Annotated in this window: 10 protein-coding genes and 4 tRNA genes; 5 read left to right on the plus strand and 9 right to left on the minus strand. The window is 49.3% G+C overall.

From position 1 onward, the window contains the following. The 8 genes from IY568_RS15620 to murB all read right to left on the minus strand — a co-directional run. A partial coding sequence (locus IY568_RS15620) for a GTP-binding protein (protein WP_228553369.1) occupies nucleotides 1-127 on the minus strand: 127 nt, incomplete at its 3' end. A 142-nt stretch (nucleotides 128-269) separates the two neighbouring features. Next, nucleotides 270-345 (minus strand) — tRNA-Thr (locus IY568_RS15625). Between the two features lie 12 nt (nucleotides 346-357). Continuing rightward, nucleotides 358-432, minus strand: a tRNA-Gly gene (locus IY568_RS15630). Nucleotides 433-476: 44 nt separating this feature from the next. After that, nucleotides 477-561 (minus strand) — tRNA-Tyr (locus IY568_RS15635). Nucleotides 562-602: 41 nt separating this feature from the next. After that, nucleotides 603-678 (minus strand) — tRNA-Thr (locus IY568_RS15640). A gap of 128 nt (nucleotides 679-806) precedes the next feature. Further along, entirely contained in the window at nucleotides 807-1,505 is a 699-nt protein-coding gene (locus IY568_RS15645) for a type III pantothenate kinase (RefSeq protein ID WP_194868037.1), read from the minus strand. Continuing rightward, nucleotides 1,502-2,497 (minus strand): bifunctional biotin--[acetyl-CoA-carboxylase] ligase/biotin operon repressor BirA, encoded by a 996-nt coding sequence (gene birA / locus IY568_RS15650; protein ID WP_125560920.1) that lies wholly within the window; start codon nucleotides 2,495-2,497, stop codon nucleotides 1,502-1,504. Before birA ends, IY568_RS15645 begins: the two co-directional genes overlap by 4 nt. After that, complete coding sequence (gene murB, locus IY568_RS15655) at nucleotides 2,490-3,503, minus strand: UDP-N-acetylmuramate dehydrogenase (RefSeq protein ID WP_194868096.1); 1,014 nt, start codon at nucleotides 3,501-3,503, stop codon at nucleotides 2,490-2,492. Before murB ends, birA begins: the two co-directional genes overlap by 8 nt. Nucleotides 3,504-3,633: 130 nt before the next feature. Between murB and IY568_RS15660 the strand changes: the two genes are divergently transcribed. After that, nucleotides 3,634-5,481: a M1 family metallopeptidase gene (locus tag IY568_RS15660; RefSeq protein ID WP_194868038.1), complete on the plus strand. Its 1,848-nt coding sequence runs from the start codon at nucleotides 3,634-3,636 to the stop codon at nucleotides 5,479-5,481. Nucleotides 5,482-5,522: 41 nt separating this feature from the next. Here the strand turns inward: IY568_RS15660 and IY568_RS15665 are convergent, their stop codons facing one another. Beyond that, on the minus strand, nucleotides 5,523-6,131 hold the full coding sequence (locus tag IY568_RS15665) for a DUF2057 domain-containing protein (RefSeq protein WP_194868039.1): 609 nt from the start codon (nucleotides 6,129-6,131) through the stop codon (nucleotides 5,523-5,525). 217 nt (nucleotides 6,132-6,348) lie between these two features. Between IY568_RS15665 and IY568_RS15670 the strand changes: the two genes are divergently transcribed. The 4 genes from IY568_RS15670 to IY568_RS15685 all read left to right on the plus strand — a co-directional run bounded on the left by IY568_RS15670 (nucleotide 6,349) and on the right by IY568_RS15685 (nucleotide 13,341). Then, on the plus strand, nucleotides 6,349-6,720 hold the full coding sequence (locus tag IY568_RS15670; protein ID WP_010385032.1) for a histidine triad nucleotide-binding protein: 372 nt from the start codon (nucleotides 6,349-6,351) through the stop codon (nucleotides 6,718-6,720). A gap of 227 nt (nucleotides 6,721-6,947) precedes the next feature. Next, entirely contained in the window at nucleotides 6,948-7,604 is a 657-nt protein-coding gene (locus tag IY568_RS15675; RefSeq protein ID WP_010385031.1) for a helix-turn-helix transcriptional regulator, read from the plus strand. Nucleotides 7,605-7,715: 111 nt separating this feature from the next. After that, nucleotides 7,716-9,872: an ATP-binding protein gene (locus tag IY568_RS15680; protein ID WP_010385030.1), complete on the plus strand. Its 2,157-nt coding sequence runs from the start codon at nucleotides 7,716-7,718 to the stop codon at nucleotides 9,870-9,872. 139 nt (nucleotides 9,873-10,011) lie between these two features. Beyond that, nucleotides 10,012-13,341 carry an amidohydrolase family protein gene (locus IY568_RS15685; RefSeq protein ID WP_138538034.1) on the plus strand — a complete coding sequence of 1,110 codons (3,330 nt, stop codon included), beginning with the start codon at nucleotides 10,012-10,014 and terminating at the stop codon, nucleotides 13,339-13,341. Nucleotides 13,342-13,436: the final 95 nt, after the last annotated feature.

The following is a 13,436-nucleotide window of genomic DNA, read 5'->3' on the forward strand; positions in this document are numbered from 1 at the left end:
CACCACCGTATACTTTTGCAAGTACGTTAGTGATTGCTGCAGTTAGGGTAGTTTTACCGTGGTCAACGTGGCCGATAGTACCAACGTTAACGTGCGGTTTCGAACGTTCAAACTTTTCTTTTGCCATGACGGAACCTATAAGTTTTGTGTATCTAGATTACATATAAAAATAATCCACACGCCACAACGGCGGCAGATTAGAATTATTCAGTACAATTATAAATGTTTTTATGACAAATCAAAGGAAGTATTTAGGAAGATCCGAAGACTGGTGCTGATAGGCAGATTTGAACTGCCGACCTCACCCTTACCAAGGGTGCGCTCTACCAACTGAGCTATATCAGCACACCAGAAAACTGGAGCGGGCAGCGGGAATCGAACCCGCATCATCAGCTTGGAAGGCTGAGGTAATAGCCATTATACGATGCCCGCTTTAGGAACCTGTTCTTAACTACCTCTAACCGTCAAGAATAAAGTGGTGGAGGGGGCTGGATTCGAACCAGCGAAGGCAGTGCCGTCAGATTTACAGTCTGATCCCTTTGGCCGCTCGGGAACCCCTCCACGTCAAAAAATTCTTGTCTAAAGCGTTGCTATTTAAAAACTGGTGCCGACTATCCGAGTCGAACGGATGACCTACTGATTACAAGTCAGTTGCTCTACCAACTGAGCTAAGTCGGCACTGCTTTAGTACGGGGCGAGATATTAGAGGAATGGCCGGGACTATGCAACACCCAAATCAAAAAAAATCACAGATAATTGTTTAAATGGTCACATTTACAGCAAAAACCTGTATTGCAGGCAATTTATTATGCAAAATGCTGATATTTACGCCAGTACATCAAACCTTGCAGAACCAAAATATCGTTATATGTACTGGGGCGGACCAAGTGTTGTTGCATTAATTCGCCGTATCCACCGGCGCATACAATCACAGGATCCTCGTTCGACTTGCTCAGGTAAAACTCCAAAGCACCAAGCGTCGCAACCAAGGCCCCATTTTTTATCGCATTTGGTGTGTTCTTGCCGAGCTCTGGCAAAAATAAGCTGGTATCGTCACTGAATACTTTCTGAGTGTTTGCAACCAAACTACTGAGCATCATATCCAGACCCGGTAAGATCCAACCGCCTAAGTGCTGGCCTTCACTATTTAACACGTCAATTTTACTGGCGGTCCCACAATCCAGTATCACACAGTACTGCTGTGGATAAAGGTGATAGCAAGCCACCACGGTCAGCCACCTATCTATACCCAGATTTTCAAATTGCGGATAAGCGCACCGCAGTTCACCCAATGTCGCGTTCACAGTCGCATAATAATGAGGGATAGCCAATTGCTGCGCGCGTTCTATCAATGGCGCCACCAACTCGCCTTTACCAACCTGAGCGATCAGCACTTCCTCTATCTCTGACCAGGGAATATCCGTCTCATCAATCAGGGTGATCGTCTCTCCTGTCAGGGTCGCAGTTTTCAGTGCCGTGTTACCCACATCAACTAACAGCTTCATGACAACTCCTTACGCACAGAAATTTCTCCCCCATAATAGGTCTTCAGCTCACCATCCTGACGCAGCACTAACCCACCTTGCTGATCGATGCCTTCACAAATACCCCGCCATTGTTTCTGCCCGGTAGTCAGTGTCACTGCCTGCTGGCGATATACGTTCAATGCGTTCCACTGCTCACTCATTACACTCAGCCCATGACGCTGATAAACCTCCAGGCGCTTTTGCAAACACAAAGTCAGCACGGCCACCAGCTGATTTTTATTTACCGCACTGACGTGCTGGCTCAGATCTGTCCAGGCCTGATCTATCGCCCCGGCAGCACTGTCTGGCATCGCCACATTCAGACCGATACCAATCACCAGATGACAAGGACCTTCAACCTGACCGTCCAACTCGACCAAAATACCCGCCAGTTTCTGTTCATTCAGATAGACATCATTCGGCCATTTCAGTTGTACCTCCAGATCAAATAACGCCTTGAGCGCATCATATACCGCCAGTCCGACGGCTATTGATAACCCCATGGCAGCCTGCATCCCCTCTTCCAATTGCCAGTAGCAGCTATAGTAGAGATTGGCACCAAACGGAGACTGCCACTGACGTCCTCGCCTGCCGCGCCCTGCCTGCTGCATTTCCGCAACCAGCACTTGCCCACGTGGAATTGGCTGCTTAGCCTGAATACGGCGCATCAGCTCGCTATTGGTTGAGTCAATAATTGAATGCACTTCTATCTGACATGGCGTGTCGCTGAGCTGCTCCCAACTCTGACGGATCTCGGCTTCCTCTAATAAAGGCAAGCTATTGTTGAGCCGATAGCCTTTGCCCGTCACCTTGAAGATATCAATGCCCATTTGCTGCAAAGACTTAATATGCTTAGACACCGCCGCGCGGCTGATCCCCAACTGCTCGCCCAATGCCTGTCCCGAGACAAATTCACCGCACTTCAGGGCATGTAAAATAGCCAACTTATTACCATCTGGTGCTTTAACCATAGTGCGCTTCCTGTATTGTAATTTCACCTTGATGGCCTATCAGCCTGACTTCATGCTCCAGCACAATGCCAAACTTGTTGAATATCATCTGTTGAATATGGCTGATCACTGCTTTGAGATCCTCACCACTGCTGTTCCCTTCGTTTACCAACACCAGAGCCTGGCGCTCATATACTCTGACGCCCCCCTGTTGATAGCCTTTTAACCCGGCGTGTTCAATCAGCCAGCCAGCGGCCAGTTTGCAGCGCTTTGCATCTACCGGATAAAGGGGTAAATCAGGGTAGCTTTGCACCAGGGATTGAGCTTGCGTTTTGTCAATTACTGGGTTTTTAAAAAAGCTTCCGGCGTTTGCCAGCGTCTGCGGGTCGGGCAACTTACTGCGCCGGATTGCCATCACTTGCTTTGCGACTATCTCAGGTGTCACCGCCTCATTGCGTAATGCCTGTAACGGCCCATAGTGCAACACCGGGTGCCATGGCTTGGGTAAATGCAACGTCACTTCAGTGACTATAAAACGATCTTGCAGGGCATGTTTAAAGACAGAGTCGCGATAGCCAAGCTGACATGCCGCTTTATCCAGTGTTTTCAGAGTCCGACTGGCTATATCAAATCCGCGTACCTGATATAATAGATCTGCCAGCTCCACCCCATAAGCACCAATATTCTGGATCGGAGCCGCGCCCACAGTACCCGGGATCAGCGCTAGGTTCTCCAGCCCACCAATGTTGCGTGTCAATAAATGCATCACCAGTGCGTGCCAGGATTCGCCAGCGGCCGCACGCACAACATAGTGTTCGGCCTGCTCCTCTACCTCCACACCCAAATTTGCCATCTGGATCACGGTGCCCTCATAATCTGCGAGAAACACACTGTTGCTGCCTTCACCCAAAATATAAAACGGCGTACAAAAATCGTGGTCGTAAAGCTGCGCCGGATCGGTGATACGCAGTAAGGTACGACATGATGCCGGTAACGAAAATGTATGTAATGACTGCAAAGACGGCACGCCCGACCCCTGTAACAAATACAAAATTGCCGCTAGTGTAGCCTATCCGAAGCTCCGACGCATCAAGGTGTCATTTTGGCACTTAAGTGGTATAACAACGGCTCTACTCACATCATGAGCAAGGATAATAATGAAACTTTCTGCCCTAACCTTTGGTCTTGCCTTAGCAGGCCTGTCACACACCGCGCTGAGTGCTCAGGCGGTGGACGAACACACCTATGCCAACCTCAACGACGTGATCAGTACACACCTTCACCTGGATCTGGATGTCGATTTTACTGACAAACAACTGGAAGGTTTTGTTGAACACACACTGGCATGGCAAAACAAGCAAGCCAGAACCCTGGTGCTGGACACGCGTGATCTTGAAATTGATAAAGTGATGTATCAGGGCAGCAACGGCAAATGGTACCCAGCTTCTTTCACGCTTGCAAAACGCGATGATGTAAAAGGGTCTAAGCTGACCATTCGCTTCAAACAGCAAGCAAAAAAAGCCCGTATTTACTATAACAGCTTACCGCAGGCATCCGGTTTGCAGTGGCTGACACCAGAGCAAACCGCCAGCAAGTCCCATCCTTTTATGTACAGCCAGTCTCAGGCTATCCATGCACGCAGCTGGATCCCCGTCCAGGATACGCCAGCGATGCGCGTTACCTATTCTGCCCGTGTTAACACCCCTGAAGACGTTCGTGCGGTTATGAGTGCCGACAACAGCGGTGCGTTAATCAAAGACGGTGACTATTGGTTTGATATGCCACAAGCCATTCCGCCTTATCTGATAGCAATTGGCGCAGGTAACCTTGAATACAAAGAGATGTCGCACCAAACCGCTATCTTCGCCGAGCCGCAGATCCTGGATGCGTCTGTCGCTGAATTTAATGATACCCAGGCCATGATCGACAAAACCAATGTCATGTATGGGGAGTATGCCTGGGGACGCTATGACTTATTAATGCTACCGCCCAGCTTTCCGTTCGGTGGCATGGAAAACCCACGTTTATCTTTTATTACCCCGACCGTCGTCGCTGGTGATAAAAGCTTGGTTAACCTCATCGCCCATGAACTGGCACACTCCTGGTCAGGCAACCTGGTTACTAACGCCACCTGGGAAGACTTATGGCTGAATGAGGGTTTTACCTCCTATGTAGAAAACCGCATTATGGAAGAAGTCTTTGGTCGCGAGCGTGCGGTCATGGAACAGGCATTGGATTCCGCCCGGTTGCGTAACGTCGTCAAAGAACTACCAGCACCTGACACCCGCCTGAATCTGCGCCTGAATGGTCGCGATCCAGACGACGCATTCAGCTCTATTCCGTACACCAAAGGGCAGCTCTTCCTTATCTATTTAGAGGAAAAGTTTGGCCGAAAGGTGTTTGATGCCTTTGTGAAAGGATATTTTGATGCGTATGCGTTCAAATCGCTGACCACAGCCGAGTTTGTTCAATACATAGAGAAACACCTCATCAACAAACACCCTGGCATTGTCAGCATGGATAAGGTCAATGAGTGGATCCACGCGCCAGGCTTGCCTGCAGATGCACCTAACCCCACTTCTGATGCGTTTGACAAAGTCGATGCTGCTACTAAAGCCTGGTTAGCGGGTAACCGTACATTAGACAGCATACCCACCGCGAGCTGGACAGTGCATGAGTGGCTGCACTTTATCAATAATCTGCCACGCGATCTGGCCGAGGGTAAAATGGTCGCGCTGGACCAGGCGTTTGGGTTAACTGACTCAACCAACGCGGAATTGGCGTTTGCCTGGTTCATGCTGGCAGTTGGCAACGGCTATGAGGCCATCTACCCGGCACTCGACAAACACCTCAGCGGTATTGGCCGTCGCAAGCTGATTGTTCGCCTGTACAAATCACTCGTTGCTAATGGTAAACGTGACTGGGCCTATCAGGTGTATCGGAAAGCCCGTCCGGGTTACCACCCATTAGCCCAGGGCACCATTGACGCTATCTTTGCCAACTAATTAATACCTAGATTGGTATCGCAGCCAATAAAAGTGCAGCCTCACCGGGGCTGTACTTTTTCTAAAAACGCCGCGCGCTGCGCCGGGCTGGCTTGTTGCCACCAAAAGTCCAGCATTGCTGCGGCATCAGGCTTTCCAGCCTGAGGTGCCACGGGCGGCTCTACCGGCAAAGAGTCTGAAAATTGCGGTTTCACTGGTGCCGCCTCTGGCATAGGTTCGGTGGTTGGTACAGCCCGCACCTGCAGTTGATGTGCAAGCGCCTTTATCGGTGTGCGTGTACCATCAGGGGCCTTCAGCCAGAGTCTGGGCTGCTTTGCAAACTGCTTAGCCGCTTTTAGTGTGTCGGCCCGATCAAACCCAACCTGATAGCCACCCTGCTCCTCGACCTCAACACTCACCCAAAATGGTTTTGATTCAATCACTTCATGATCGTCATACCCAATCTCGTACAAGTCCGTATACTTGACTTTTACCTGGTGCGTGCCCGCGCCAAGCGTCAGATCCCGCACTTTATTAAAGAAGGAATGCTCTATTTCCTGTTGCCCCACCTGTAGCGGTAACAACTCTTCCGGAAAAGATAATTGCGCTGCCACTGCTCGAGCACTCAGCAGGCTGAGTAACAGAAAGTAAAAAATGCGTTTTTTCTTCATAATTCCTCTTTATTTTGTTGTTAATGTGGCTGACACTTAGCTTTGAACCCAAAATAGCCACAGAGAATTCAAGCGCTCAGTTAAGGCCAACATACCCGCTCCACTGGTATGGGTATTCGGTTTTCAGGTGACCAAACTCTGAACAACACTTTTCGCTTGTATCTTACTCTTTGCACGCTATGCTGATCAGCTAAACTATCGTCTACAAGGAAAAATAATGAGCCAAGAAACAATTTTTACCAAGATAATTAATCGGGAAATTCCCGCCGATATCCTGTTTGAAGATGATCTGGCCCTGGCATTTAAGGACATTAACCCACAAGCGCCCTTTCATGTTCTGGTGATCCCAAAAACCCCCATCGCCACCATGAATGACATTAATGAAGAAAATGCACACCTGGTTGGGCACTTATATCTGGTAGCAGCTAAACTTGCCAAAGAGCATGGTTTTGCAGAAAACGGATATCGCGCAGTCATGAATTGCAACAACGATGGCGGTCAGACCGTTTACCACATTCATTTACACGTGCTTGCCGGGAAAGAAATGGGCTGGCCCCCATACCAGGATAAGAAAAAAGTACTAGGCTAAATTATTCTTTGTTAATGAATGTAATTTACTAACATATTAGCAAATAAAAAATTAAAATTATAAATTTCATAGCCTTAGTTATTTCGCTAAGGCTTTAATTCGACAACAAGATCAGAAATGCCACAATATATAGCAGAACAATCTATTTATTGATGTGATTTCTAATACAAAAGGCCTGAATCACGTGATAGCATTGCGTAATCAGACAGAATGAGAGTGTTTTCCACATGAGCAGTACTGCATTTTTATTGCTAGACAAAGAGCCTATTAACACCATAGGCGTCAATGTATTACAACCATTGCTGAAAACTCAGGGGTTGGACGTAATCACTGGGACCGATATTTCAGATGTACCAGAGAACACTCGTTTGCTCTTCATCGAAACAGCCGTCAATGACGCCTGGGGTCAGTTGAAAGAACAGCTGGTTAACCTAAAAGTCAGTTGTGACATTGTCCTGTTTAACCTGGATGAGAATCCTGAGCTGGCCAATCGCGCATTGCTCAGCGGTATCCGTGGTGTCTTCTACACCACAGATAATGCGGATGTGCTGATGAAAGGTATTCGCCTGCTGATGGAAGATCAGCTCTGGTATCGTCGCGAAATTATGTGTAATGCATTAAACCGTATGTTGCAGTTTAATAAAGATGCGCTACACAAACTGACCGAAGGGGATATTGAGCCGGTTAAACTCACAAAACGTGAAAAAGCCATTATTACCCTGATGAGTAAAGGGTCAAAGAACAAAGAGATTGCCGAAGATCTGAACATCAGCCCACATACGGTGAAGACGCACTTGTATAGTGCATTCAGAAAAACGAAATGCCGGAATCGAATCGAATTATTGTCCTGGGCGCAACAAAATATCCCAGACGAGATCCGCTAACCGCCTTCTCTACTGTATCCAGTGTCGGGTCAACCCCGACACTGTCTACCGCTTTACTGATATCTCACTTCCTTTTATGCTAGCAAAGTCGATTGATTGCTAGGGCACACCATGCTGGATCCCAAAACTCTGTATGTCACCAGCGTCGTCATGACGGCGATGATGACCCTTCTAAATTATCTAACATGGCGGGCTAATAAAGACACCCCCGGCACTGTGTTATACATTTTTTACCCTATGGTATTGTTTGCTGGCATTATCGGCTTTGCGCTACACAGCCACTTCCAGCAGTGGCAGACCATAGGCATTGCAAACGGTCTGTTATTTGCGGCATCCGTGCTGCATTGCTGGGCGATCAGCCAGTTTCTCGGGGTCCGCGATAAAGCCTTTCAGTTTTATCTGATAGTCACAGGGGTTTTATTTTGTGCCCTTGTTTATTTCAGTGCTGTAGCGCCGGGCCTCAGGCAGCGTATTCTCATCTCCGATCTTCAGCATATCGCCGAGGCCCTGCTGTTACTGTACTACTTTATCCGCTATGCCCATCCTCTGTATCCCAACGGCAGTATTGTCTATCTCATCGTACTGAGCTTTATTCTGTGTGTGTTTACTGGCCGAACTTTACTCATGGGGGAGATCCACCATGGTAACCTGCTGGACAGTCCCTGGTTCACCATTACACTCTTTTTCAACGGCGTGCTGGCACCTATTTTCTATGCCACTGGCATGGCAATTTTATGTAATGAGCGTCGCGAACATAACCTCAACCGATTGACAGAAAAAGCACAACAAGACCTTGAGATCCGGGGGCTGTTCTTGTCCACCGTCAGCCATGAGATCCGTACCCCGCTCAACGGCATCCTGGGCAGTGCTCAACTGGTACTGAACCGCATTGGGGATCAGGCCAGTAAAGCCTACTGCGAAGCCATTATTAACTCCGCTGAATCACTCAACCTACTGATCGATAAAGTGCTCGACTATGCCAGTCTGGAACAAAGTGACGAAGTGCTGGCCGCCGAGGACATTGAATTCAAGAGTTGGCTAAACAACCTGTGCCTGCTGATGACACCCATGGCTGAGCAACGCGGGCTGACCTTTACCCTGGTGTACGACATGCCCGAGCAGGTTTGCTACTACTGCGACCAGCAAAAGCTGCGTCAAATCCTGCTGAACCTGGTTGGCAACGCCATTAAATTTACCGATCAAGGCGAAGTAAAGGTCTGTGTCGAGCTGATCAAAGAAGGCAATATGGAACACCGGGTGCGTTTTAGCGTGATAGACACCGGTCCGGGCATTGAAGAAGAGGACATCGAAAAACTGACCGAGCCATATGTCCAGAGCAGCGCGGGTAAAACCAAAGGCGGCACCGGACTTGGATTAGCTATCACAGCACGCCTGCTGGATAAAATGGGCAGTCAGCTCGAGATCATCAGTGAACTGGATAAAGGCAGCTCCTTCAGCTTTGATCTCACCTTAACGGTCGGCGAGCTCAGCCTAGTCGAAAAGCGCCATCACAATGTCGACTACGCGACCGGCCTGGATGTTCTCTTGGTGGAAGATCTCGACCTGAACCGTAAAATAGCCATCGAATTTATGGCCATTGATGAGCACCGAATTAAGCTGGCCAACGATGGCCAAAGTGCCATAGAACAACTTACGGAGCATGCCTTTGATGTTGTTCTGCTGGATATGAACTTGCCAGACTTAACGGGTCAGGAGGTGCTCAAACGGCTTAAGAACATTGAGCATAAAAATCGCCGCACCCCATTTTTAGCCTTTACCGCCAGCCTGAGCCCCGAAGAGGTTAAAGAGTACCTGGCACTGGGGATCCGTGACGTTGTGGGCAAGCCGATTAAACAAGATAAACTGCGTCAGGCCATTAGCAACTCGCAAAAGGCGCAAACCCCTGACATCAGCGTCGAGCTCAGCGACACCCTGTACGACGAGAGTGCGGTGGGCTCCCTGAGCGGCTTCAGTGAAGACGAAGTGTCTTCCATTTACAATGAATTTGTTTTGTCCGCCCGCACGAAACTGCGCCACATTCAGCAATTACTGGATGAGGACGATCAACAGTGCATCAAACTCCTGCACCGTCAGGCCAGCACAGCGCTACAACTGGGTTTCAATCGCTATGGTCTGACACTCAAGAAAATTGAGCGCAGGCTGCTGGATAAAAAACGCTGTGACGAGGAACTGGCCGATGCCATGGTGTTGTGGCAACAGAGCCTGGAAGCCTATTTGCAGTACGTACGGCATCAAACACTCAGTTGAGGTGAAACGCTAAAAGCCAAACGCACAAAGCGGTACTTTTATCGCCGCAATGTCGACTTTATTGGAAAATTTAGTCATTCTAACCGACACAGGGTACCCGACGACCCAGATAACAAGAAATCTGAAGGAAATTTATAAAATGACACTACATAAATCATCGCTGGCCATTGCCATCGGTGCGGCCATGATTGGCCTTAGCACGCCCAGCGTGGCAACTGCCACAGAACAGGCATCACAGGCGAGCACCAAAGAGTGGAATGTACTAAATCCGCCAGGTGACAAGCAAACCATTACCATAGACACCAATGAAACGACCTGGAGTAACCTGGACGTCAGCCCCGACGGTAAGTCTATTATCTTTGATATGCTAGGTGACATTTACGTCATGCCTATTAAAGGTGGCAAAGCAACCGCCATTACCAGCGACAGAGCCTGGAACTTCCAGCCTAAGTTCTCGCCGGACGGCAGCAAAATCGCCTTTATTTCAGACCGCGAAGGCGCTGAAAACCTGTGGGTGATGGACGTCAATGGCGACAACATGCGCAAAGTCTCTGATGAGTCTCACAACCTGCTACATAACCCAGCCTGGTCGCCTGATGGTCAGTACATTGCAGTCAAACAAGGTCAGGTAACGGGCCGTACCATCCCGGGTGGCTCGATCCGCATGTATCATATTTCAGGTGGTAAAGGCGTTGTCGTAAGAGATCGTTTGCACGGCGCAAAATCACAGAAGAACATCGCTGAACCCGCTTTCTCAACCGATGGTAAGAAGCTCTATTACTCCGTCGATGCCACTGCAGGCGTACGCTGGGAATACAACAAAAATGCACTGGGTTCAGTGTTTGAAATCCGCTCCTGGGATCTGGCCACCGGTGAAGAAGAAACCGTGATCCGTGGCTCCGGCGGTGCAATTCGCCCAACGCCGAGTCCAGATGGCAAATCTCTGGCGTTCGTGAAACGTATTGAAAATGGCGAGGTGATGCAAAGCGCCTTGTATATCAAAGATCTGAAATCCGGTATCGAAACAGAGATCTTCTCTGGACTGGACCGTGACCTGCAAGAAGCCAATGGTGCTCAGGGTAATACTCCAGCATTCGCTTACACGCCCGATGGCAAAGCACTGGTTTTCTGGGCCGCTGGCGTCTTCCATAAGGTAGATATTGCAAGCAAACAAGCCAAAGTGATCCCGACCCGCGTGGTTGCTGAAAAAGAGATTACCCCGGCACTGAAATTTGCCGTTGATGTGGCACCGGATGCATTCAAGGTCAAGCTGGCACGTTGGTCACAAATTTCACCAGACGGTAAAACCGCGCTGTTCCAGGCACTGGGCCACCTGTACACCAAAGACATCGCCTCTGGTAAGGTACGTCGCGTTACCAAACAAAACGATCATTTTGAGTTCTACCCAAGCTTCTCACGTGATGGTAAGTACATTGTATACACCAGCTGGGACGATCAGGACTTAGGCGCCGTACGCATTGTGTCAGCCAGTGGGGGTAAAGGCCGAGTGATCACTCAGGACCCGGGTCACTACATCAACCCAAGCTTCTCGCCAGATGGTAAACACGTACTGTATCGCAAAGTGACTGGTGGCTACCTGCTCAGCGGTGACTGGTCGATGGAGCCAGGCATCTATCTGACCAGCGCCAAAGGTGGCGAAGCCAAGCGCATCATTAAGCGTGGTGACAACCCACACTTTGGTGCGGAAAAAGACCGTATCTATTTCAGTGTGATGAGCGATGAAACCCATCGCGAACTGAAATCAGTCGACCTCAGCGGTGAAAAAGAACGTTCACACTTCAAAGGCGACTACATTTTTGATTATCGCGTCTCTCCGGACGGCAACTATGTTGCTTTCATCGAGAACTTCAACACCTTCGTTGCGCCCTTCACTAGCACAGGTAAAACCTTGTCTATCAACAAGGGCACTAAATCATTCCCAGTGCAACAAGTCTCTAAATACTCAGGAGACTTCCTGAACTGGAAGGCGGACAGCAGTGCCCTGACCTGGGCCTTTGGCCCGACTTTATATCAGCGCAAGCTGACCGATACCTTTGCGTTTTTGAAAGGTGCCGTAGCCGAGGCTACACCTTTAACTGCCGAAGGCATCGACCTGAGCTTTGAGAAAAAGGCCGACAAGCCTGAAGGCATATTGGCCCTGGTTGGTGGTAAAGTCGTGACCATGCGCAACGCCGACGAGCAACAGGAGATCATCGAAGATGGGGTAGTGTTGATTGAAGAAAACCGCATTATCGCGGTCGGTACCCGCAGTGAAGTTGAGATCCCGAGCAAAGCCAAGGTAATGGATATCACAGGTAAAACCGTGATCCCGGGTCTGGTCGATGCGCACGCCCACGGCAGCTATGGCAGCTACAACCTGCAACCTGAGCAAAACTGGAACCAGCTGTCTAATGTCAGCTTTGGTGTGACGACCATTCACGATCCATCGAATGACTCCAATGAAGTCTTCTCTATGGCTGAATTACAACGTGCCGGCCTGACCGTAGCACCGCGTATTTACTCCGTAGGCCGGATCCTCTATGCCGGTAATGCACCTGGGTACAAAACGCCGATCAGCAACCTGGAAGATGCTCAGTTCCACGTTAAACGTCTGAAAGACGCTGGTGCAATCACGGTTAAGAGCTACAACCACCCGCGCCGTGATACCCGCCAGCAAGTGCTGGAAGCAGCAAAGCAGATGGAGATCATGGTAGTACCAGAAGGCGGTTCTAAGTTCCAGCAGAACATGAACATGATCATCGATGGTCACACGGGTCTTGAGCACGCCCTGCCAATCCCGAACATCTATTCAGACGTCACTCAGATGTGGAGTCAGACAGAAGCGGGCTTTACACCCACCTTTAACGTTGCCTACGGTGGTATCAAAGGAGAAGACTATTTCTATGACACCACAGATGTGTGGAAGAATGAACGCCTGGCAAGCTTTGTTCCGGACTACATTCTGAACCCGCGCTCTGTTCGTCGTGAAAAAGCCCCTGAGCACCACTACAACCACATCAATGCAGCTAAATCTGCCAAGCAATTGCGCGACAAAGGCGTAACCGTGCACATCGGCGCACACGGCCAGCGTGAAGGTCTGGGTGCACACTGGGAACTGTGGTCAATGGCACAAGGTGGCTTTACACCATGGGAAGCGCTGCGCAGCGGTACCATTGACGGTGCGAAATACCTGGCAATGGACCATGATATCGGCACCATTGAAAAAGGTAAACTTGCCGACTTAGTGATCATCGACGGTGACGTCCTGAACGACATCCGTGAATCAGAAAAAGTCGCTTATACAGTACTGAATGGTCGTATCTATGACGCCGCGACCATGAATGAAACCGGCAATTATAATGTGAAGCGCCAGCCGCTGTTCTTCGAAAATGGCAACAAGACGCCAATGCATCCGGCTACGGAAGCTTATATGGAAGAGAAAGCACATAAATATCACTGGAAACACTAATATCTGGTCATTTCATTCATAAAGCAGCCGAAAGGCTGCTTTTTTTTCACTAAACACCACATTTAAGCATTTATCTTCTGGCAACAAGGCCTTAC

This window comes from Pseudoalteromonas sp. PPB1, from assembly GCF_015356275.1.
Taxonomy (GTDB): domain Bacteria; phylum Pseudomonadota; class Gammaproteobacteria; order Enterobacterales; family Alteromonadaceae; genus Pseudoalteromonas; species Pseudoalteromonas rubra_D.

Bases quoted from the DNA above. Each gene is read 5' to 3' on its own strand.
- IY568_RS15645 (WP_194868037.1), bottom strand. From the start codon at position 1,505: ATGAAGCTGTTAGTTGATGTGGGTAACACGGCACTGAAAACTGCGACC.
- birA (WP_125560920.1), bottom strand. From the start codon at position 2,497: ATGGTTAAAGCACCAGATGGTAATAAGTTGGCTATTTTACATGCCCTG.
- IY568_RS15660 (WP_194868038.1), top strand. From the start codon at position 3,634: ATGAAACTTTCTGCCCTAACCTTTGGTCTTGCCTTAGCAGGCCTGTCA.
- IY568_RS15665 (WP_194868039.1), bottom strand. From the start codon at position 6,131: ATGAAGAAAAAACGCATTTTTTACTTTCTGTTACTCAGCCTGCTGAGT.
- IY568_RS15670 (WP_010385032.1), top strand. From the start codon at position 6,349: ATGAGCCAAGAAACAATTTTTACCAAGATAATTAATCGGGAAATTCCC.
- IY568_RS15675 (WP_010385031.1), top strand. From the start codon at position 6,948: ATGAGCAGTACTGCATTTTTATTGCTAGACAAAGAGCCTATTAACACC.
- IY568_RS15680 (WP_010385030.1), top strand. From the start codon at position 7,716: ATGCTGGATCCCAAAACTCTGTATGTCACCAGCGTCGTCATGACGGCG.
- IY568_RS15685 (WP_138538034.1), top strand. From the start codon at position 10,012: ATGACACTACATAAATCATCGCTGGCCATTGCCATCGGTGCGGCCATG.